Raw genomic sequence first — 21,142 nt, forward strand, 5'->3', positions numbered from 1 at the left:
CTTACCGCCCAGAAAGCAGCTTAATAAAGTTGTCCAATTTTAAGGGTTCACTTCAATAACGGCTTTTTTATGCTAGTACTCAGAAGCTAACCGCTTTCTGGTACACTCTCTTTATTTTTTATACGTCGTTAGTAATTCAATTCCTGAGTCTAGGATCATGCCGATTGCCATCATGTACATTGCTAGCATGTTTTTGCCAAAAGCGACGGCGCATAATAATAGTAAATAAAAGATGAAGAAAAACCACGCTGCTTTTCGCGAGCGTCCCATTTTACGGCCTCCTTTATCACCAGACAGTTATTCACCGTGCTGTTTACATCTTCATACCCATTTTGGCATAGGACTCCATTCCGCCCATCCAAAGCTTATCCATTGGCACACCACGTTCAGCTGAAAATGCCTTCATTAATGTGTCCATGTCCATTAATTTGTAATGTGGATTTAGATTATCTTCAGTGTAGGCCAGAATTTGCGCCATCATGCCACCATCTTCGTGTTCAATGATGTGGCAGTGATACATGTACAATCCTGGCAATTTAAATCTAACTTTAATCCGGACGGTTTCACCTGGGTTTACTCCAACCGTATCTTTGTAGCCATGTTCATTTGGATAAGGCTCGTGGCCATTCCGGGAAATAACGGTAAATTGGGTGCCGTGCATATGGAATGGGTGCACCATGCCGCCTTCTTTATCGTTACTATTAACGATATCCCAATATTGAACATCGCCCACTTTTTGCCGAGCATCAATCCGCTGCATTTCGAATTTCTTACCATTCAAGGCAACGGCTTCATCCATACCTGACATCACAATTTTACGAACAGGTAAGCCCGGTGTGACTTCTGGGTCATTGATGTCAACTAAATGCTCTGGTAATTGGGTGTGGTCTGGTGCGAATTCATGAATCCGGAAATGAACTAACGGGACATTGTCCGCGTACAGAACCACTTCATCGCCTGGTTTATAATTGCCAAAATCAACGATGATTTCTGCCCGTTCTGCACAAGTCAGCATCAATTTAGTCATTTTAACTGGTGCTGGCATAATACCACCATCTGAACCAACTTGCGTAAACGTTAAATTATCACCAAAGTGTAACCGCCATTCACGCCGGTTAGAGCCATCCAAAATCCGGAAACGAACCCGCTGTGTTTTAACATCAAAGTAAGGGTTAACGGTTCCATTTACTAAAGCAGTTGGTCCTTGCACACCATCAGGATCATAGTCTTCACGGTAATTCCACTGGTTATCGTCGTGAAAACGCCGATCTTGTAAAATCAATGGAATATCGTCAACGCCCCAGTTACGTGGGAATGGTAATTTTGCTTCAACTTGGTCTTTAACCAAAACCATTGCCGCTAAGCCATGGTAAACTTGTGAACCTGTTTCTGGACACGGATGCGCGTGCAGCCAAACCGTCGCGGCAGGTTGATCCAACGTGAAATCAATCTGACTGCTTTTACCGGGGTAAACCGGTGCGTGGCAGCCACCATCAACGTAAGGTCCAGTAACATCTAAACCATGCCAATGGAAAGTCGTTAATTCAGGTAGTTCATTTTTCAACGTTACGTGAATATGCTTGCCTTTTTCAAAAACAATCGTTTGACCTAAAACGCTATTATTGTATCCCCAAGTTTTCGTCTTTGCGCCAGGTAAAAATTGAGTTTCACCTGGTTGCGCAGCGACCGTATAGTAAGTGTCCGTTGCTGTTTCCTTATCGGGTTTTAGTAGCGGAGGGATATTTAACGGTTGTTGCGGTGCTTTTGCTTCCTCAAGGGGAACAAATCCACCGTCGTGGGTATTAAACGCCGGTTCGTCAAAAAAATAATCTGTGTAAACTTTATCAGACATGGCTAAATCTCCTTTTCTCAGCTTGGTATTGTACACAACTGAATTATAACACTTCTTTTATTTTTGCTTCCAACAGACGAATTATTTTTTTCGTATTGGCGAAAATATAATTCCGTTTTCTTGGCAAATGCCCATTAAAATCCGTGAGCTTTTTAATTGAATTGTGCCGTTTTTTACTGGTAGACTGGATTAAAATGAGAATTGGAGGGATTCAAATGGCAACAAATAAAACAATTGCAGTCGTTGTCACTAACGACGTTGAAGACGTTGAATTAACTAGCCCACGGGAAGCCTTAGTCAAGGCGGGATACCAAGTTTGCTTAATTGGTATGCGCGCAGGTGAAATTATCCAAGGCAAAAAAGGCACTGCCTTTCTAATTGATAAAGGCATCGACGACGTTAAACCAGAAGATTTCCGTGCCTTACTCATTCCAGGTGGCTTCTCACCGGATCAACTACGCGGTGACCAGCGCTTTGTCGACTTTGTCAAAGCCTTTCTTGAAAATCACCGGCCAACGTTTGCTATTTGCCACGGCCCACAATTATTTATCCAAACAGGCCTAGCCGATCAATTGGAACTAACAGCTTACAAGACCGTTCAGCCTGATCTAGCTTACGCAGGTGCCAAAGTTTCTGACCAAGCCGTTGTTAACCACAACAACTTGATCACTAGCCGTAATCCAGATGATTTACCACAATTTAACCAAGCCATCGTGGCAGCTTTAGCTGACTAGTAAACAACTAAGTAAAGGCAACTGTGTCAATTGACACAGTTGCCTTTTTTGCTCCAATCAATGACTATATTTAAGCCAAGCTAAATGGGGATAGCGCTCAAGCCTAGTCACTAAAAGTGTTGTCACAGCGCAAATCACAGTAATGATTAAGAAAATTAAGCTAGCCTCACCAAAAGTTAACGTTGTCAGGCTGTATAAATAAATGATCAGTTGGCTTAATGAGGCATGCGCGCAATAAGTAATTGTCGCAAACGTTCGTAAAATTTTTGTCCGTTTGAAATGGACCACCACGTTTAAAAGCAAACTGAAAATTGCAGCGCATAATGGCACTAACGTGAAGTAACAATCGTTAGTACTGTAGGAATTAAAGTAAATGATAATCAGCTGTTCAATGTAAAGTAAACCCATAAAGCCTAAAATCATGATCAACTGCTTTTTGGTGCCTTTAAACAGCAACGTTTCATGATCCACAAACGCTTTACCGATCGCAAGCCAGAGCAAAGCAACCAAAAAGCTGTTATATGGTGCCCAACTAAAAGCACTTTGTCGCAGCCAAGAATGGGCAAAAAAGCTGAGCCACCCTAATTTACTATAGTTACTAGTTAACACACACCAAATGTAAGCAGGTAGAACAACCAAAAGAATTTGTTTAGCAGTAAAATGACGGGATAAGAAAAATATAATAATCAGCCCAATCACTAATGCACTCAAATACCATGACGCAATGAACGTTGAGCCAAACAAAACATGCCAGCCTACAATAAAGACTTTTTTAAGATTAGTAAATTGACCATAATGCCGATAGGAGTACGTTACTGGCAATAAGATTAACGACCAAAATAAATATAATTTCGTATTTCTAAAAATCATTTTCTTCAGGTAATCTCGTTTCGACGTCTCAGTGGACCGCAACTTAAGTTTGCTAAAAAATAAATAGCCACTGATCATAAAAAAGACTGGCACCGCAACCCGTGTTACTGGTGCAAGCAACTTTAAGCCATCTGGAATCGTGTTAACTGGCATAATGTGAATTACCATGATAAGAAAACACATGCCAATTTTAGCCACATCAAAGGCTGGCCGTTCTTTGTGCGCCTTCACTTCTATCCCTTGCAAATAATCACCACGTTTTCGCCATTAGTTTTTGCGTTAACATTCTTTCAACATATTAAAAGCGTTTTTGAAAAGGACTAGTACATTTTTAAGGTAACGCTTACTTTATGATTCAGCAATTATTTAGTATGTGGCCGTTATTTGCAAAAATGAATCATTCATTTAGCGAAAACGTGGAATTTTATGTGCAAATAAAGTTGAAATTTCGCTGCAGCAGTTAGTGAATTAAATCAATATCGATTTCAGAAAAGCTATCAATCACTTGCCCGTAGTGCCCAATGTGAAACTGGACCATAGGTATTGTATCCCACCCAAACGGTCTGTCCCAGCAATGGTGACAACTTGTGGTCTCATGATTGAATGCTCCTTTTAATGGATCGTCTGCCTTTTTATATTTCCGTTAAACCTAAAAATACTGCATTAAATATCAACGCCTTCCTAATAATTACCGAATAAATGCTTGATCTTGACCAGATAGTGCATCGTGTAACCACAAAGGCCCCATTTTTAATAAATTTTCAGGCAGGTGCTCGGGATTAAAAAATTTAAGTGCTAAAGATTCATTTGAATTATTCAATAAACTACCACCTGTGATTTCCATTAAAAAGCAGTTGGTAATAAAGTGAACGCATTTCCCTGTGGGATAGTGAAATAACTGGAAATTTGGATCGGAATAAACACCAATTAGCTTTTTCACTTTAACTGTTAATGCCACCTCTTCTCGGACTTCACGGATTGCCGCATTTTCAACGGTTTCACCTGGCTCTACATGACCAGATAGTAATCCCCACTTAGCAATATCCGCTCGTTTTTGTAATAACACTTCCCCCTTTTGATTAAAAACCACCATCGCAACGCCAGAATAAATTTGATCAATCTGCGTCATTTTCTTCCTCCTTATGCTTAAAAATCATTGATAATAAAAAAAGAGGGGGAAGATTTTAGCGTATCAAAATACGCTAAACCTTCCCCCTCGGATCTTTTATATCAATAGGTGCCGTTCATATGATGATGAACGATGTAGCCCTTGGGCACTGACCTTTTAAAAAGCGGAACCCTAGCTACATATTTCCAGTTTACATCTCTTATCCTAAGCCCATAAACAACATAAAATCAACCGTAAACGGTTTCTGACTTTTCTTTTTACGAACCTGCATGCTGCCGTGCGCGGACAAAATGAATCACTAGCGTAATCCCCACTGCGATAAATAAAATCACGACAAACCAGCTAGCAGGAATTTCAATGTTAATTTGTGGAATGGCGAGAAAAAGTTTGACGGCAATGATGGCAATCAGCCAGTATGCCATGGGCTCTAATTCTGGGATGCGGTGCATCACTTTCAAGATAATTTCGGCAACGCCCCGCATCACTAAAATACCGATTAAGCCACCGATTAACACAATGATTGGTTTATTTGAAATCGCTAAAGCAGCTAAAACTGAATCGACAGAAAAAATCGCATCCATAAACACAATTTGCACCACTGCCAACCAGAGTTTATTGGAACCACTGGCTTTTTTGCCACCGGCTTGATGCCGCTGATAGAAAAAATGACCGCACAAATACAGTAAATAACCAGCACCGACAACTTTAACCCACCAGACTTTAATTAAATAAGTCCCTAAGCCAATCATTAAAAAGTGCATGACATATGAGCCCCAAAGGCCGTAAATTAACGCTTTTTCCTGTTGGCGCAACGTGGGTAAGCTTTGCGTTTGCGCGGCTAAAACCACTGCATTATCTACCGAAAGCAAGCATTCAATTATGATTAATGAAAAAATGATCGCCCAATCTGACGCGGAAGTTAACACATTTTCCCAAGCCGTTAGATTAAAAAATGGACCGTATAACGTTACTAGCCAGTGTCCCATGGTTTGCCCCCTCACTACGTTGCATAGTTTACCATAAATTTTCAGAAAACAAAGGGGCAATAACGCTTAGCGCGACTTTACAATTTAGCAAAAGTGGGGTAAACCGCAACGTCCAGCACATGTTTATCAAACGCAGCTCGCGCTTCATTTACCGTGTTTAACTGACCGGTATAAATGGGTTTTGGCACATCCAACGCAAAGATCCGGAACAAATATTCATGGTAGCCGGTATTTTGCACTGGCGCAATCCCGCGGAAACGGTGCAAAGTTTTGTCGTGGTGGTCATCATCCGCCGCAATCCGAGTAACGTCTGCAGTTAACGGCATTACCGTCCAGTAACTATAACCAGCTGCCAATGGGTGCTCGTCACTTAAAAACAGCGCTAACGACTGTGCTTTTTCTGGAATTCCCGCCCACTCTAAAGTCGGCAACTGTTCCTGACCGCCAATATCTTCTTTCAAAAATTGCTGAGGCAGCACGCTAAACGGCGCAAACTCCCGGGCTGCAATTTGGAAGGTTTCATTTTCCAAGCCTTCAAACACCAGCAACCGACTTTCTGCAAACCATTCGTAAATGTGTTGCGTCACGGTTGCGACAAAAAAGGTGGTCACATAAATTTCTTGGTTCGTGCCAAATGGTGCGGCATCCAATTGGTAGGTTGTCCCATTTAAACGCAAGGTGTTAGTCCCAATCGTGACATCAAATAAATTGCCTTTATAAGTCCCACTAACGTTGACACCGCGCAATTGCAACGGTTGTTTAATCGCCGCAAATAACGCTTTGAGTGGCACATAAATTTGTGCATTAGACATCACACCAGTCACTGGCAACTCAATGTCATCAATCATAATTTTAACCGGTAAATTCCACCGATAGTAACTACGTAATCTATCTTCAATTGTTTCAGCCATCATTGTCATCCTTTTTCTTAATTTCGTTCACTAGTCTAGTTAAGCATCATGCTGTGCTCAACCTTGCCTTTATTATAAAGGATTACTGTAAACTTTGACTAGCCGTGACAGAAAATTTAAGGGTTTAGTTACAACAATTTAACAATTAACGTGCCACGTGACTATACAAGCTCTAATGCCGTTAAAAAAAGACGGTAATTTTTAGCTTGACGTTAAATGCGTACAAACCGGCACGACGCCCAAAAAATTGCGCTCAAGCGGATATTTGAGCGCAATTTTCTTATGTTTATTAGCTTATTCTTATCCTTTGGTTTCCATCGCGACATTCAACGCATCTTGTTTGCGAGCAAATGGTAAATAAATAAAGAAGGTCATCACTAACATTAGAAGCTGCCAAGCAGCAGCCCGCCAACCGCCGATGAGGAAACCGGAAATAATTGGCGGCGTAGTCCAAGGGACAATGGTGGCTGGAAATAACGGAATGAGACCAAAAAACAACGCAAAATAAGTTAAAATCGCTGATAATAATGGCGTGGCAAAAAATGGAATCGCCAAAATTGGGTTCATCACAATGGGTGCAGCGAATAAAATTGGTTCGTTGATATTAAATAAGGCTGGACCAATGGCAAGTTTGCCTAAATCTTTCCATTGGCGAGATTTGGCGAAAAAGGTCATGAACACCACTAACCCAATGGTCATCCCGGCACCAGTAACCGTCATAAACTGATCTAATAATTGTTGTGTCACGATGTGGCCGCCATTAGCCACTGTCAATGTTTGACCCGAATCTAAAATCTTTTAATTAGCTAGTGCGTTAGCTGTTAACAACGGTCCTAAAATACCACCAACAATCACTGAACCATGAACACCAAAAAACCATAAAAACGGAATCAACAACGCTAGAACCAACGTGCCACCAAAAGAATCGGTCAAACCTTGCAACGGCAATTGAATTAGGCCATAGATAAAAGCAGTCATCGAATTACCAATTAATTTATCAAAAATAATGTAGACAATTAACCATCCCGTAATCAAAACGGCCGCAGGAATTAAAGCGGTAAACGATGCCGAAACATTTTCTGGCACTTGTTCAGGCAATTTGATTCGAATATCTTTTTTCATAAACCAAGTATAAATTAAACCCGTAACCATCCCGACAATGATAGCTGTGACCATGCCTTGGCCACCCATCCAATTTCGATCAATATAACTGGAATGGACCATCTGCTTTGCCGTGGCAACCACTTTACCACCAACAGTTACCGGCGTAATCGGTTGCATCACTAGTAAAAATGAGATCCCAGCTAATATACCAGCCGGTAGCGGCGTAAACCCTTCTGCTTTTACCCAGGAATAAGCTATCCCAATAACTGCAACAAAGGCCATCACAGAAAACGTTGCATTGTAAGCCACATTCCAATAGGGTGTCAGTCCGGTGCTTTTCATCCAACTCGCTACGTGCGGCTCTGGAAATTGCGCCAGAATCAGAAATATTGACCCGACAATAATAAAAGGCATGGTGTACAACATCCCATCCCGCAGCGCTTTAATCGGACGTGACCCAACAAACTTCATCACTGGCGGTAATAATTTTTCATTAACCCAATTATTCATTGTTCCTTCCCCCCTGTTTTTATTTAACCCAATCTAGTTTATTTAACAAATTGTGACGCCGCGCCGATAATGCCAGCTCGGTTGCCCAGTTGACAAGGCAGCACTGGTGGCATGCCAATTGCCAGCAAATCTGGATGCTGTTTAGTGATCACCGTCAGTGCTGCCTGAACGCCATTAATAATGGTCTGGCTTTCACTGATGCCACCACCGACTAAAATTAAACTTGGATCTAGTACCACCCGGATATTTAACAGCAGTGTTGCCACATTTTGATAAAAAATTGCCAAACTTTCTTGAGCTTCAGTTTGCCCAGTCGCAGCTTTTTTGAGAATCTGTGGCACGCTTAATTCCCAATCTGCTAAATTTGCCCGTTTTAATTTTTGATTATAAATCCGACATAAACCAGCCACTGCACCAGCATTAAAGGAATACTCTGCTAAATGAGCAGTTTGCGCAGAAACCTTTTCTGGATTCGCCAACATCATGCCAAACTCGCCAGCAGCGCCACCAACTCCCGTCACTAATTGTCCATTCAAAAAAATACTGCCACCGACACCAGTACCTAAAGGCACACAAACAAAGTTCTGTACATCTTTTGCCCTGCCTTGCCAATGTTCAGCCAACGCAATTGCATTAGCATCGTTGACTAAACGGACCGTGGTGTGAGTTGCCTTCTGCAAGTCATCCAGCACAGCATAATGATGTAATTGAGCAATGGCCCCAGAAGTAATCATTTTACCTGTTGGATTGATGACTCCTGGAATACTAATACCTACCTGTGTAATTGTCGTAGTTTGATAATAGTGAATCAATTCAGTTAAGGTCTGCAAAACTTTTTCCGGATCATCCCGAGTGGTAGGACATTGCTGATAATTTTTTAGCTGACCTTGTTCATCAACTAGTGCAGCTTTAATAGTCGAACCACCTACATCAATTCCAATATACTGCGTCATCATCATTCCTCCTTTAATTAAGCGCTTACATTTATTTGTCTGTAGTATCGCATAATCGCTTCGATAAAGATATAATTAAATTTAGGTTTATCTCAAAAAAGTTAGGTGATTGCGATGTCTTTAGCAAAACGTATGACACTTATCGAAACTTTACTAGGTGCCCCCATTGCCTTGATGGAAAATGAAAATTGCCTTTATCTATCAGAAAAACTCATTTTCGCGAATACTGTCCCCGTACTTAAAGCCTTGCAACAAACGGCCGAGCAAATGAACATCAAATGGGTCCAGTACGCTCACCTGCAGCTTTATTATATTAATAATGCCCCACAAAGCTTGCTCTGTGTCTTTGTATCTGCCACAACTAGTCCGCCAAAAAACCAGTTTAAACAACTCGCCACCAAAATCACCATTGCAGTGCAATTGTTAAAAAATCAAAGTGCACTGCCATTAATCCGGACAACACTCACTTTTCCAGGCGAAAAACCATTATTGCGAAAAGCGATGCCGATTCACTCACAACATAACTTTTCCACTAATTTTCAAATGGAGCGACTATTATTTTTGCAGTTGAAAAAGGGAAATTTTTCCACCATTGAACGCTTGCTAGATAAACTGATTACCATTAACCGTTCACCACTATCAGACAATCAATTACGCAGCCAAAAATACCGGATTACAGCGTTTTTAACATTATTAACACGTTTTATCATTGAACAAAGTGTCCCACCTAACCAGGCTTACCAACTATCTGACCGGCTAATCCGCCAAGTGGATACCATCACGCATGCCCACGAATTCGCTGCCTTAAAGGGAACCATCATTCAAGCTTACAGTCAGTTGTTACACGAAAAAGCGCTGCACTTTGCTTCTCCGCTAATCAATCAGACAGTCGCTTACATTCAAGAAAATTTGTATGCTGATCTTTCATTGACTAAAATTGCTGAAGCGCTAGTTGTCAATCCCACTTATTTATCCACCTTATTCAAACAACAAACTGGCACTGCTTTACATCACTTTATCGTGACAACACGACTCAACGAAGCCAAATTATTGTTAAAAACGACCAGCCTGCCGCTTGACGATATTGCAGATCAACTCCATTTCAGCAGTCAAAGCCACTTTGGCCAATTATTCAAATCTCAAACTGGCACGACGCCTAAAAATATCGCGACGCCGCATTGCCGTTTAATTAAGCTTTGGCACAATATTTAATTAAATGCGCGCATATAAATTGTCGCCGCCACCCTTTTTCCATTAATATAGGCTTACCATCAAAATAAGTACTTCAAGAAAGGGTGAGCAGTATGTTTCATTTACTTTGGGTTCTCATTATCGGTGCCGTCATTGGCGCATTAGCAGGTGCCATCACTAGTCGCGATTTACCATTAGGCTGGGTGGGTAATATCATCGCCGGTTTAATCGGTTCTTGGTTAGGTGAATGGTTATTAGGCAACTGGGGCCCCCACATTGCAGGCATGGCCATCTTGCCATCCATCATCGGTGCCATTGTCCTCGTCTTAATCGTCTCTGCTGTATTCAGTCTGAAAAAACGCAACGCTTAAGGAGGCGATACCCATGAATGGTAAAACAAAAGGTGGCCTGTTCGTCGTCAGTTTGTTAGGTCTAATCCAATTAGCTTGGTTCATCGCACTTATTTATCCACTTCCGGTTGTTTCCCATCAAGTCAATCAATGGCAAACCGCCTATCCATGGTCACAATGGCCTGGTTTAGCGTTAGGCGTTATCAGCGGACTCATTTTTCTAGGCATCATTATTCGGGTCATTGCCGGCTGGCGCAACAGCAAACAGCTGACTTACCGCTCAAAACAGGGCAAATTAAAGTTGGATCGCCGGGCCGTGGAAAAGAATTTACAACGGACACTGGCAACACAATATGGCATCAGCAATGTTGACGCTAAAATTCAGTGGAAAAAACATGGTAAAACAGCCGCAGCGACCATTACGGCCCAAACGGATACACCAGAACAACGTCAGCAACTCAGTGAGCAAATTGCCGCCACTACCACGCAACAACTTAGCAGTAGCTTAGGCGTGCCAATTAAAAAAGTCGGCGTTAACCTTAAGCCGACAAAACAAAGTAAACGCCAGCAAACGCGTGTCGTGTAACTTCACCATTACCCAAAACTGAAAGGATGACAACTATGCCAGAATTAAAAAATGATACCACCAAAACCATCGACCACCAATTACGCTACAATGAAACGGTCATTGCTAAAATTGTCGGCAAAACTTTAGCGGACGTACCGGGGGTTTTATCAACGGAAGGTAATGTGTTAGATAATCTAACCGATCGTTTCCGTAAAGATGACAACCCGACTGAAGGGGTCAAAGTTGATTTAGATAATGACAACCGCACGGCTAAATTAGATTTAGATGCGACGTTAGAATATGGTAAAAGCGCACCAGACATTTTTAAAGAAGCCATCAACAAAATTCAAGCCGCCATCGAAGAGATGACTGATGTTAAAATCACGGACATTAAAATGACCGTAAAAGATTTAATGACTAGATCAGAATGGGCAGATAAACAAAAAGACACAAAATCTGAATCTGATTCAGAAAATCAATAGTCTGCTGGCTTAACAGAAAATCCTCCTACTTTCTAATCGCTAAAAAATTAGCGGTTGCGACAAAAATAATCCTTTTGTCGCAACTGCTTTTTGTTTATGAACGTTATTTTAATGTCTCAGCGGACATGAGCTACCAGCAGCAAACGCACCGCGACACGACTCATTGGGTAAGCTGGTGAAACTGCCTGATGGCACACGCGTTTTTCATTTGTTTAAGTGCACGCTGAGTTGCATCTGCTATACTAGGTGTGGTATAAGTATTCATACTATTTCTAATCATAATGACCAGACTCTCGAGGAGGGCAAGCGATGTTTAATGAATTTAATTTAAGCAGACATTTTTATACCAATGCAGTCTTTAAGCAAAATCATCATTTACACGGGTTTAACGGGAGAAAAATGCTGGAACAGCTTGGATTAGATCCATTAGACGGTTTTTTCTCCAATAATCGCCACATCGGGGATGAATTTGTGGCTTGGCAACGGCATCAAGGTAATTTGCCAACTTACACCAGCCGGCGCAATTGTTTTACCCAATTTGCTCAAAATTGCATGTTGTTACGCGCGAAAGGTTTGGTCACTAAGCGCAAAATCCGTTTTATCGATAAGTTCGATTATGCGTTGAATTTATTTGTGGTTCGTTCTTTGAAGCCAGAAGATGCCGTACATTTGTATAAACGGCAAATGAGCTTTTTATCCATGTACGCGACTGCGCCTAACCCTTTCCAAACGATCCGGGATTTATTCGACCAAGTTTCCATTTATAACCGGCCCATCGGTGGTGGCTACACACCACCGAAGGATTTTGCTGGCAGTTTTGTTAATTTTCTACTGGATTATTATTTGTCCCTTTACATTCCAAACGAAAAAGAATGGCGCATTTATTTAATGCAGCAACGTCGCGCATTGAATGAGATTGAGCATGATGTTTTCACCATGCTCAATGGCCAATCAGTCACTGCTGCTTTAGACAACAACGGTGAGCTCCAAGTCACTGCTTTTTCAACAATTGGTTTAGAAATGATCGCAAATATTTTGCGCCCAGTACGGATTGAATCGCCGCAAATTGAAACTTTTGCCACTGCGTTTACCGATGAGATTTGGATGAATTATTTTCCGTACACTTGGGCTTTAGTCAATCCCGCGGCCGCCGCTAAATTAATGAACGGCCATTAATATTGCTAAAAAATGTGCGCCAAGCAGCGTTTTTGGCGTTAACTTAATTGCGTGAGTAACACGTCACCACATTGAGCTAACGGATAGAAACGATTATGCTTTTGGCGCACATTTTACAAGCTGACGTTTTTTCTTAGTGCGAGCGTTTATTCTTTGGGGGAGGTAATCGCGGCACCTTCTGCCTAACGCCCAGCCTGTGCTTTAGTATGAGTTAGAAGAAACGGAACGATTTGGAACAATCACGAAACGATAAAAATTTAGCTTACCACGCTCCTTTCCGAATAACTGATTACATGCACTGGTGTTAAAGGAGGGACGTCATTAGTAAGACTGTACTGACTGCGTGCATGCTCAGTTAATTTGCGCTAGCGCTTGATCCAGTAAATTAATGATGGTCTTGCGCGAGTAAAGTTTTAAAACATTGCCGATCTGCGGCACATTGGTTTGCCCAGCAAAAGCGACGTTGAGCGGAAAATACAAGTCTCTGCCTGAAAAACCGGTATCGATTTGAACAGCTTTAATCAATCCATTGTAATCAATCGGGTCTGCCGGGCTGACTTTCAAGACTTCAGTTCTAAACTGCTTTAAAATCGCGTTGACCGCATCAGTAGAAAATTGACTGAATAAACCGTAGTCAAAGGCTTGTTGTTCGATGGTAGCGAAAAAGTAGACCTGATCCATAATGTCCGTGAGTTTATACACTTCACGTTGGTAAATTTGGGTGACTTGGCTAATCAGACGTTTTAAATCCGGCCGTTGTAGCTGTTGTAGCCTTTTGGCGGATTCTGATTCGCCTTCTTGCACCAAATCAAATACCCGGTTAGTCAGACTGACCACAGAACTATTTTTGATGTACTGGGCATTCATCCAGTCCAGCTTGTGTTGGTCAAAAAAGGCAGGTGAACGGGACATCCGGTTAGGATCGTAGGCTTTAATTAATTCAGCTTTGCTGTACAATTCTTTTTCACCAACTGGTGACCAGCCTAAAAACGCGATGAAGTTAAAGATCGCTTCACTTAAGTAACCTTGCGCTTTATATTGACTGATAAATTGCAAAGTTTTCTTATCCCGTTTACTTAATTTTTTACCCGTTTTTGGATTATAAATTAAGGTAATGTGCCCAAAACGCGGCGGCGTGATGCCTAGTGCTTCGTAAACCGCGATTTGTTTCGGGGTGTTGGCAATGTGGTCATCCCCACGCAAAACGTGGGTAATAGCCATCAAATAGTCATCAATCACCACGGCAAAATTGTACGTGGGCATCCCATTGCTTTTTTCAATGACAAAGTCGCCGCCCATGTTATCTGACTTAAAGCTAACTTTCTTTTTGACAATGTCATCCCAGGCGTAGACGTGATGGCTAGGTAAATGCAAGCGAACGCTGGGCTTTAACCCTTGTGCTTCTGCCGCGCGTTGGTCGGCTTGACTGCGATTGTACCAACGACCATCATAATGCGGCGGTTCGCCGTTTTGTCGCTGTGCTTCCCGCATTTGGCGCAATTCAGTTTCACTAGTATAGTCTTTATAAGCTAAGCCTTTATCCAGTAACTGTTTAATGTATTTATGGTACAGCGGCAACCGTTCGGTTTGGTGGTACGGGGCGTACTTCGGGTTAGGTTTATCCGGCCCTTCGTCCCAATCAATTCCAAGCCAGTGCAAATTGGCAATTTGGCTGTCTTCACCATGGGGCACATTCCGCTTTTGATCGGTGTCTTCAATTCGTAACACCATGGTGCCGTTAAAATGCCGTGCAAATAAATAATTAAACAACGCTGATTGTGCATTACCGATATGCAAGAACCCAGTTGGACTAGGCGCATAACGAACGCGCACTTTTTGATTGTCCATCTACTGACACTTCCTTGTTTTTACTTATTATTAATCGTCATTGCTGTTGGATTAGAAGTATCAAGATTAGTCGTGCCGTGGGTTTTATTTAAGTTGGCGATGGCGAGTTTCAAATCTTCGATGAAATCGTCAGTGATGGTCATCGACATTGAAGGCCGAACCACTACCCGGCTAATTGTTGTATCTTGCCGGTTCTTTGGTAGTGGGTAAGCCGGAACTTGCCAACCATACTTAGCCAATTCACTTTCTAAATCATATAAATTCCACTTCACTGGTGCATCATCTTTTAACTTCCAGCAATTAATTGGCAATTGTTTGCCATCATTTAAAACATCAAACAACCCAAATTTATTCAATTCATCTGTAATCCGTAATGATACTTTGCGAACGTTATTCATAATCGCCTTGTAACCGGCATAGCCAAAGCGGACAAAGTTATAGTATTGACCAACAATGTGAGCACCGCTATGCGAGAAGTTAATGGCGATGGAATCAACGGTTGAACCTAAATAAGGAACAGAAAAGCGCATTTCTTTAGGTAAAATGTCATCCGTATTGTGCCGCCATACAATCCAGCCAATTCCAGGGTAAACCATGCCGTATTTGTGGCCCGAAACGTTAATGGAAACCACATTCTTCAAGCGGAAATCCCATGGTTTGAAGCCATCGACAAATGGTGAAAACAACGCGCCAAAGGCTCCGTCAACGTGAATCCGTAATGGCATCACAGCCGTTTTGTTGTATTCAGAAACCAATTGATCCAATTTTTGAATGTCATCAACGGCACCGGTATAAGTAATCCCGTGAATACCGATAATACCGATGGTGTTTTCATCAACGTAATCCATCACGTGATCCATATCCATGGACATGTGGTCTTGGTCAATCGGAACTTGACGCATTTCAACGTTCCAGTAAACACAGAACTTTTCCCAAACGACTTGGTAACCCGACATGATCACTAAGTTTGGTTTGTGGTGGTGCAAATCTTTCGTGTCGAAACCAATTTTTTCTGCCCGGTGCTTCCAGCTTTGTAATAGTGATAGACCACCTAACATGCAGCCTTCTGAAGACCCAACTGTAGAAGTCCCAATGAAATCGCGGTACATTTTTTGCGATTCAGGTAAACCCCATAGATGCGCTAACATGCTGACACAGTAGTTTTCCATCGCTGCCGTTTTAGGATATTCTGATTTGTCGATGGCGTTGGTGTTCAACGCATCTGTCATCAAATGATCGGCTTGCGGTTCCATTTCGGTGGTACAAAATGTGGCCAAGTTTTGGTTTGCTTTTGCTTCATTTAACCGGTAATGCTGCACTAACTGTGCGGCCACATTGGCTGGCATCGCGTCTTTTGGTAATGAGTCTTTTGGTAATGACCGCGCGGATTCTTTACTACCTAAAAAATTCTGTTCTAAACCAATCTGATTGGTAATCTGTTCATCACTTTCAGCCATTTGTTATTCGCTAAATTACTTATTGGGCAACTTAGCTTCCTCCTTAATTAATTGATTAACATAATTAACTTACTTTTTGGCCGTCTTCCGGTTGCCTTCTGGGGCATAATTGCCTTTTCTTGCCGTTTGTTCAGCAGGCAAGCCCAGTTCATCCGCCCACTGCTTGTGGTAGCGGTAAAGAATAAATGGGATAAAGAAGACGATCACAAATCCAATTAACAATAAAATCAAGTAAGTCCGCTGGGAGTCACTCGCCATGTCACTAGGCGGGAAAAAGGTGACGACAAACCCAAATGCGGATAAAACAAAACCTAAACAACCATAAATCAAGCGCATCACTTTGCTTTTTGAGGCTAAGTAAGGCCGCTTTAAATCGCTGTGCTTAATTTGTAAAACCAGATAACTGATAAATAGCAACATGTACATTAATGTGTAAAGTGCCACGGTTAAACTCATCGCTGTTTGGAAAGATAAGTTAGCCTTGCTGCCACCAGCACCAAACGTTAGCAACGCACCCATAATGGAAACCACAATGCCTTGCAAAATCATGATGTTGGTTTCAACCCCATATTTGTTGGCTTTAGAAAATTTAGGTGGTAAGAAACCAGATTTAGCGGCTTCAAACATACCAGCATTGGGGCCAACAACCCAGCTGCTGATTTCACCCAAAACACCAACTGCTAATAACAAACCAGTTAGCTTTTCAACAATGACCACACTGATACCAAATTTATCGACTAAGGCACCATAGGCATGGACAATCCCCGTACTCAATTCAATGTCTTCGTTGGGAATCGTTCCGGCAATGGCCATACTACCGACAATGTCTGAAGCTATTGCCGCAATCGCTAATGCCAGCATCACTTTCGGGTATACCCGCGGATTTTTTAAATCCTTCACGTGGGGCGCTGAACCTTCAGCACCCGCAAAAGCTAACATGAACGGTACAAAGCCAACTAACACACCACCGCTCCAATTACGCGGCAAAATACTATGGAAATTAATGTCAATCAGCATCGGGTTGCCTTGGGCAAGATAAAGGATAAAAATACCTAGTAAGAAGAAAACAGGAATAATAACACCTAACGTAAAGCACCACTGGGCAATGCGCCCTGTGACTTTAGTTCCCCGTTGTTGGGCAATGATCAATCCCCATAAAATCACCATCATCAAAATAAACTTGACCACCGCGTTATTATTCATAATCGGTAAGCCTAAAGTGATGGATAAACAACCGATGATGAAGTACATCATGGTGTTCATCCCAACAGTGATATGCACCCATTGGTAAAACAATGCAGCCCAGCCAGTTTTTTCGCCGAGCATATTCCGGGACCAAGTAAAAATACCACCTTTGCTCCAACCATCGATTGAAGCCATTTCACCGGCGACTTTGGTTACCGGAATAAACCACAAAATACCGGCCATAAATAAATAAAATAATGCTGTTGGACCCTGCTTAGCAAAAGCTGCAAACCCATACACCGTCATGACCATGGAAGTGGTCATCGAAAATAATTGAAAACCGGTGATTTGATTGGCGCTTTTGATGCTTTCAGCTTGGGATTCAACGTCATTTTTCGCCATATACAACACATCCCCTTTACACAGGTCTTCGAGTTAGTTAAGCACTAAACTAACTCAGCCCCCTTTTTGACTACAGGTTGAGCGTAAATCAGAATCACACGCGTGAGAATAGACAGAAAAACCTAGGTGTCTAGCAACTAGACACCTAGGTTAAAGTGTGTGGTTATTTTGGTTGGAGATTCTTGATAAGCTAGTTTTTTAGCGAAAGTTTTCGGCCACTTATTGCACGATTTTGCCAGCACTACCGTAGACGTGCTGTAGCAGGCAACTGTCTTGGCAAATTTTGTCTTTGCAAGTTCTGTTTTTGTGTGCCTAACAGGACTTTTAATTGGGAGATGTCAACATCTAGTAGTTCATCCACCAATTCTTCTGGTTCTTTGCGTAAGCCTTCCGTGAACCAATCAATAATAATACCTTGTAACCCGTACTCGAATAATTTCCATGGTTTCTGCGGGAAATTTGTTTGGACCTCTCCTTGTGGTGTACGTGCTAAAACGCCTTGTAACATCGCATCCACCGATTGCAAGACAAAATCTGTGAACATTGAATAAGCTTGTGAATCGACAATGTGCCCCATAAAAGTGCGCCGTTGCGCGATTACATTGAAAATCTTCAAATAGCATTTTCGCCAATCCGAATAAATCATTTCTGCAGCAAGCCGCTGTGAAAGTTGTTCTAACGTATATTGCAGACAATCGAATTTATCTTGAAAATGGTAATAAAAAGTCTGACGGTTAAAAGTAGTCTTCGAGACAATCAATTTAACTGATATATCATCAAAGGACATATTTGTCACTAGTTTCTCCAATGAGGTACTTAACGCTTGTTTGGCTGTTGGTTCCATTAAAATCACTCTTTCCAAATTTGTTTAACACTATCAGCAACAACTCCTACATCTAAAACGATGCGTCAACCGTCAGCGGTGAATTTAAATCGACCATAAAAGCATTAAGCTTAACGTTATTGAAAAAATAGTTTGTACAAACTTGCGCGAAGTGCCATTAGCAGGCAACTGCCTGTCACCTTTTAAGTGTCAGACAGTTGCTCAATTCAGCTATAGACTTACGCAATTGGGTTAGCTGGATTCGAACCAGCGCATAATGGAGTCAAAGTCCATTGCCTTACCACTTGGCTATAACCCAAAAATGAAAATGACCCGTACGGGATTTGAACCCATGTCGCTGCCGTGAAAGGGCAGTGTCTTAACCGCTTGACTAACGGGTCTTAAATACTATCGCTTACAAATTTTATTATGCGACAGATATTGTTGTGATGCACTAAACAACATAGGCTTTGTGTCTAGTTGCAGTTAAAAAATGTGCCCTAAGACAACTAACTTCACTAATTACTAAAAAATCTGGGTACTTCAGCTTTGAAGCTACCCAGATTTTTACATTAGTAAAAGCTGTCCCAGGACACCTATTTAAACAAAATCAGCCTAACCACTGAACATGTTAGGCTGCTAGCCAGTATTTGGCTGGCAAAAATACTTAATTACGCAACAGTTGATTGTGGTGTTTGCACGACCACAATATCTTTTATCGTCCGAATTTTATGGTGACGAGCTGCTTCGATTTCAGCTTTGGTAAACCGTTTGGTTGTCGCAACTGGTTGTTCTGAAAACAACTGCTGACACGCAAAGTCAATTTCTTCATCGCGAATTTTTCGATTGCGGTTGGTTAAAATCAGATCAACATTATCAAAGTCATCAACATAGTAAACACTAGTATTACCGAGTGTATATTTGCGGAAATAACGGATGGGTTGTTGCCCATACAGAAAAGTAATGGTATTAGGAATCATTTTACGTAAACTCACATTGACTTTAATTGGCACTTCAATCAATTTCATAACGGTATCCTCCCTTAATGATGTCAAAACAGCAGGTTTTTTATTGTTGTTATTATTTTATCGGAAAGAAATGAGAAGCACTAGTTTTTTGCACAACGTAAAGATGTCATTTTTATGAAAAAAGTTTACAATAAGAATTAAGTACGGAAGATAAATTTGGAGGCATTCATTTGATTACATTAAAATCAGCTCGGGAAATTGAAGGCATGCGGCGTTCAGGTGCCGTTTTAGCCGGTGTCCACTTAGGTTTACGTGACATTATCAAACCAGGCTTATCAACTTGGGAAATTGAAAAATTTGCGCGGAAATACATTAGCGAACACGGTGCAATTGCATCAGAAATGGGCTTTGATGGTTACAAATACGCTACTTGCGTTAGTGTCAACGATGAAGTTGCTCATGGCATCCCGCGCCGTGGCTTAATTCTTAAAAACGGTGACATCGTCAAAGTTGATATGTGTGTTAACTTAGACGGTTACGAAAGTGATTCTTGCTGGTCTTACGCTGTAGGCAACGTCTCACCTGAAATCAAACGCTTGATGGCAGTCACTAAAAAGTCGTTGTATTTAGGAATCGATCAGGCAGTTATTGGTAATCGGATCGGTGATATCGGTCACGCAATTCAACAATACACCGAAGTTGAAAATGGTATGGGTGACGTGCGGGAATTAATTGGCCACGGTATTCAACCGACCATCCATGAAGATCCAGCTGTTCCCCACTACGGTGAAGCCGGTAAAGGCCTGCGGTTACGTGAAGGCATGACCATTACCATTGAACCAATGATCACTACGGGTACATGGCACTTAGACACTCGAGTAGTTCCCCATGACACTTGGGAATACTACGCTACCGCAGATGGCTCCATGGCCGCACAATACGAACACACACTAGCTATCACCAAAGAAGGCCCAAAGATTTTAACCTCACAAGATCCAAAAGAAGACGCAAAATATTTATAAAAAAGAGTGCTGGAACAGACGCTTAGCTGTTGAGTATTAGCCTAAGAAAACTGGATGATTCGCGAAGCGGATTGTCCGGTTTTCTGTAGCTAGACGGAAGAAGCTGCTGGTTAAACCACATTTAAGCAATCACACCAAAAGCACTTAATGACCTAACCACTAAAACAAGAACACAATGTTGAAAACTACGGGTTAAAATAATTTTAATCCGTGGCTTTTTTGTTAGAACCTTCATGTCGCTAGTCCCGCAGCAGATTAAGCGAACATTTTTAGCAAAATGGCCGGTTGACATACGGGAACGTAAGTTTGTATGATGGAGCTATCACATAGAAAGAAGCTGAAGCGATTATGCCAACCACCAACACAGATATGACCACTATTCCAGTAAACGCTGATACTTATCTTGTTCTTCGTCCTGAAGCTAGTTATGACTTAGAAGTTCGCCGCCGCCATGCCAATACAAGTTATTCAATTGGCAAAATGAACTATAAGTACCATCATGACACCTTTGCATCCTTTATCTTTAAAATTTTCCCGCAGATTAACATGCTAGAAATTCATGATTTACAAAAGGCAATCAACCAATACCTAGATTAAGCACTTCCTACTTTTAGGGGCTGT

The 21,142-nt window shown here is 41.7% G+C and carries 20 protein-coding genes, 2 tRNA genes and 1 pseudogene; 8 read left to right on the forward strand and 15 right to left on the reverse strand.

Features of this window, described 5'->3' with window-relative positions; genetic code table 11:
• Positions 1-111 precede the first annotated feature (111 nt).
• Positions 112-270, reverse strand: coding sequence for a hypothetical protein (locus tag FC24_RS11650; protein ID WP_169790276.1), 159 nt, complete (start codon positions 268-270; stop codon positions 112-114).
• Positions 271-313: 43 nt separating this feature from the next.
• Entirely contained in the window at positions 314-1,852 is a 1,539-nt protein-coding gene (locus FC24_RS08830) for a multicopper oxidase family protein (RefSeq protein ID WP_057874524.1), read from the reverse strand.
• A 215-nt stretch (positions 1,853-2,067) separates the two neighbouring features.
• On the opposite strand from FC24_RS08830, the gene FC24_RS08835 reads away from it, so the two are divergent.
• Positions 2,068-2,586, forward strand: a complete 519-nt coding sequence (locus FC24_RS08835; protein WP_057874525.1) for a type 1 glutamine amidotransferase domain-containing protein — start codon at positions 2,068-2,070, stop codon at positions 2,584-2,586.
• Between the two features lie 57 nt (positions 2,587-2,643).
• Here FC24_RS08835 and FC24_RS08840 read toward each other — a convergent pair whose 3' ends face one another.
• The 6 genes and pseudogenes from FC24_RS08840 to FC24_RS08865 form a co-directional block, all read right to left on the reverse strand.
• Positions 2,644-3,702: an acyltransferase family protein gene (locus FC24_RS08840; protein ID WP_057874526.1), complete on the reverse strand. Its 1,059-nt coding sequence runs from the start codon at positions 3,700-3,702 to the stop codon at positions 2,644-2,646.
• 442 nt (positions 3,703-4,144) lie between these two features.
• Positions 4,145-4,585 (reverse strand): NUDIX domain-containing protein, encoded by a 441-nt coding sequence (locus FC24_RS08845; RefSeq protein ID WP_057874527.1) that lies wholly within the window; start codon positions 4,583-4,585, stop codon positions 4,145-4,147.
• A gap of 257 nt (positions 4,586-4,842) precedes the next feature.
• On the reverse strand, positions 4,843-5,571 hold the full coding sequence (locus FC24_RS08850; RefSeq protein ID WP_057874528.1) for a DUF475 domain-containing protein: 729 nt from the start codon (positions 5,569-5,571) through the stop codon (positions 4,843-4,845).
• Positions 5,572-5,648: 77 nt separating this feature from the next.
• Entirely contained in the window at positions 5,649-6,482 is an 834-nt protein-coding gene (locus tag FC24_RS08855; RefSeq protein ID WP_057874529.1) for a stalk domain-containing protein, read from the reverse strand.
• Positions 6,483-6,782: 300 nt separating this feature from the next.
• Positions 6,783-8,096 (reverse strand): annotated as a pseudogene (locus tag FC24_RS08860) (PTS sugar transporter subunit IIC).
• 38 nt (positions 8,097-8,134) lie between these two features.
• Entirely contained in the window at positions 8,135-9,049 is a 915-nt protein-coding gene (locus FC24_RS08865; RefSeq protein WP_057874530.1) for an ROK family protein, read from the reverse strand.
• Between the two features lie 114 nt (positions 9,050-9,163).
• On the opposite strand from FC24_RS08865, the gene FC24_RS08870 reads away from it, so the two are divergent.
• The 5 genes from FC24_RS08870 (at position 9,164) to FC24_RS08890 (ending at position 12,816) form a co-directional block, all read left to right on the forward strand.
• A complete protein-coding gene (locus FC24_RS08870) occupies positions 9,164-10,261 on the forward strand; it encodes a helix-turn-helix domain-containing protein (protein ID WP_057874531.1) in 1,098 nt (365 codons plus the stop codon).
• 92 nt (positions 10,262-10,353) lie between these two features.
• Positions 10,354-10,611 carry a GlsB/YeaQ/YmgE family stress response membrane protein gene (locus tag FC24_RS08875; RefSeq protein WP_057874532.1) on the forward strand — a complete coding sequence of 86 codons (258 nt, stop codon included), beginning with the start codon at positions 10,354-10,356 and terminating at the stop codon, positions 10,609-10,611.
• 13 nt (positions 10,612-10,624) lie between these two features.
• Positions 10,625-11,176, forward strand: coding sequence for an alkaline shock response membrane anchor protein AmaP (gene amaP, locus FC24_RS08880; RefSeq protein WP_057874533.1), 552 nt, complete (start codon positions 10,625-10,627; stop codon positions 11,174-11,176).
• Positions 11,177-11,211: 35 nt separating this feature from the next.
• Entirely contained in the window at positions 11,212-11,640 is a 429-nt protein-coding gene (locus FC24_RS08885) for an Asp23/Gls24 family envelope stress response protein (protein WP_057874534.1), read from the forward strand.
• Positions 11,641-11,949: 309 nt separating this feature from the next.
• Entirely contained in the window at positions 11,950-12,816 is an 867-nt protein-coding gene (locus tag FC24_RS08890) for a hypothetical protein (RefSeq protein WP_057874535.1), read from the forward strand.
• A gap of 351 nt (positions 12,817-13,167) precedes the next feature.
• Here the strand turns inward: FC24_RS08890 and gltX are convergent, their stop codons facing one another.
• The 7 genes from gltX to FC24_RS08925 form a co-directional block, all read right to left on the reverse strand.
• Positions 13,168-14,664 (reverse strand): glutamate--tRNA ligase, encoded by a 1,497-nt coding sequence (gene gltX / locus FC24_RS08895; RefSeq protein WP_057874536.1) that lies wholly within the window; start codon positions 14,662-14,664, stop codon positions 13,168-13,170.
• Positions 14,665-14,684: 20 nt separating this feature from the next.
• Positions 14,685-16,121, reverse strand: coding sequence for a glutamate decarboxylase (gene gad / locus FC24_RS08900; protein WP_057874537.1), 1,437 nt, complete (start codon positions 16,119-16,121; stop codon positions 14,685-14,687).
• A gap of 69 nt (positions 16,122-16,190) precedes the next feature.
• On the reverse strand, positions 16,191-17,708 hold the full coding sequence (locus tag FC24_RS08905; RefSeq protein WP_057874538.1) for an amino acid permease: 1,518 nt from the start codon (positions 17,706-17,708) through the stop codon (positions 16,191-16,193).
• Positions 17,709-17,949: 241 nt separating this feature from the next.
• Positions 17,950-18,552 carry a TetR/AcrR family transcriptional regulator C-terminal domain-containing protein gene (locus FC24_RS08910; protein WP_057874539.1) on the reverse strand — a complete coding sequence of 201 codons (603 nt, stop codon included), beginning with the start codon at positions 18,550-18,552 and terminating at the stop codon, positions 17,950-17,952.
• Positions 18,553-18,778: 226 nt separating this feature from the next.
• Positions 18,779-18,850 (reverse strand) — tRNA-Gln (locus tag FC24_RS08915).
• 10 nt (positions 18,851-18,860) lie between these two features.
• Positions 18,861-18,932 (reverse strand) — tRNA-Glu (locus FC24_RS08920).
• A gap of 270 nt (positions 18,933-19,202) precedes the next feature.
• Positions 19,203-19,559 (reverse strand): DUF1827 family protein, encoded by a 357-nt coding sequence (locus FC24_RS08925; protein ID WP_057874540.1) that lies wholly within the window; start codon positions 19,557-19,559, stop codon positions 19,203-19,205.
• A 170-nt stretch (positions 19,560-19,729) separates the two neighbouring features.
• On the opposite strand from FC24_RS08925, the gene map reads away from it, so the two are divergent.
• Positions 19,730-20,521: a type I methionyl aminopeptidase gene (map, locus tag FC24_RS08930; RefSeq protein WP_057874541.1), complete on the forward strand. Its 792-nt coding sequence runs from the start codon at positions 19,730-19,732 to the stop codon at positions 20,519-20,521.
• A gap of 348 nt (positions 20,522-20,869) precedes the next feature.
• Positions 20,870-21,118 carry a hypothetical protein gene (locus tag FC24_RS08935; protein ID WP_057874542.1) on the forward strand — a complete coding sequence of 83 codons (249 nt, stop codon included), beginning with the start codon at positions 20,870-20,872 and terminating at the stop codon, positions 21,116-21,118.
• Positions 21,119-21,142: the final 24 nt, after the last annotated feature.

This window comes from Loigolactobacillus rennini DSM 20253 (assembly GCF_001436505.1).
In the GTDB taxonomy this organism is placed as follows: domain Bacteria; phylum Bacillota; class Bacilli; order Lactobacillales; family Lactobacillaceae; genus Loigolactobacillus; species Loigolactobacillus rennini.

Bases quoted from the DNA above. Each gene is read 5' to 3' on its own strand.
- FC24_RS08885 (WP_057874534.1), top strand. From the start codon at position 11,212: ATGCCAGAATTAAAAAATGATACCACCAAAACCATCGACCACCAATTA.
- FC24_RS08905 (WP_057874538.1), bottom strand. From the start codon at position 17,708: ATGGCGAAAAATGACGTTGAATCCCAAGCTGAAAGCATCAAAAGCGCC.
- FC24_RS08935 (WP_057874542.1), top strand. From the start codon at position 20,870: ATGCCAACCACCAACACAGATATGACCACTATTCCAGTAAACGCTGAT.
- FC24_RS08855 (WP_057874529.1), bottom strand. From the start codon at position 6,482: ATGGCTGAAACAATTGAAGATAGATTACGTAGTTACTATCGGTGGAAT.
- FC24_RS08870 (WP_057874531.1), top strand. From the start codon at position 9,164: ATGTCTTTAGCAAAACGTATGACACTTATCGAAACTTTACTAGGTGCC.
- FC24_RS08890 (WP_057874535.1), top strand. From the start codon at position 11,950: ATGTTTAATGAATTTAATTTAAGCAGACATTTTTATACCAATGCAGTC.
- gad (WP_057874537.1), bottom strand. From the start codon at position 16,121: ATGGCTGAAAGTGATGAACAGATTACCAATCAGATTGGTTTAGAACAG.
- FC24_RS08830 (WP_057874524.1), bottom strand. From the start codon at position 1,852: ATGTCTGATAAAGTTTACACAGATTATTTTTTTGACGAACCGGCGTTT.
- FC24_RS08850 (WP_057874528.1), bottom strand. From the start codon at position 5,571: ATGGGACACTGGCTAGTAACGTTATACGGTCCATTTTTTAATCTAACG.
- gltX (WP_057874536.1), bottom strand. From the start codon at position 14,664: ATGGACAATCAAAAAGTGCGCGTTCGTTATGCGCCTAGTCCAACTGGG.
- FC24_RS08865 (WP_057874530.1), bottom strand. From the start codon at position 9,049: ATGACGCAGTATATTGGAATTGATGTAGGTGGTTCGACTATTAAAGCT.
- FC24_RS08875 (WP_057874532.1), top strand. From the start codon at position 10,354: ATGTTTCATTTACTTTGGGTTCTCATTATCGGTGCCGTCATTGGCGCA.
- FC24_RS08835 (WP_057874525.1), top strand. From the start codon at position 2,068: ATGGCAACAAATAAAACAATTGCAGTCGTTGTCACTAACGACGTTGAA.
- FC24_RS08910 (WP_057874539.1), bottom strand. From the start codon at position 18,552: ATGGAACCAACAGCCAAACAAGCGTTAAGTACCTCATTGGAGAAACTA.
- FC24_RS08845 (WP_057874527.1), bottom strand. From the start codon at position 4,585: ATGACGCAGATTGATCAAATTTATTCTGGCGTTGCGATGGTGGTTTTT.
- amaP (WP_057874533.1), top strand. From the start codon at position 10,625: ATGAATGGTAAAACAAAAGGTGGCCTGTTCGTCGTCAGTTTGTTAGGT.
- FC24_RS11650 (WP_169790276.1), bottom strand. From the start codon at position 270: ATGGGACGCTCGCGAAAAGCAGCGTGGTTTTTCTTCATCTTTTATTTA.
- FC24_RS08925 (WP_057874540.1), bottom strand. From the start codon at position 19,559: ATGAAATTGATTGAAGTGCCAATTAAAGTCAATGTGAGTTTACGTAAA.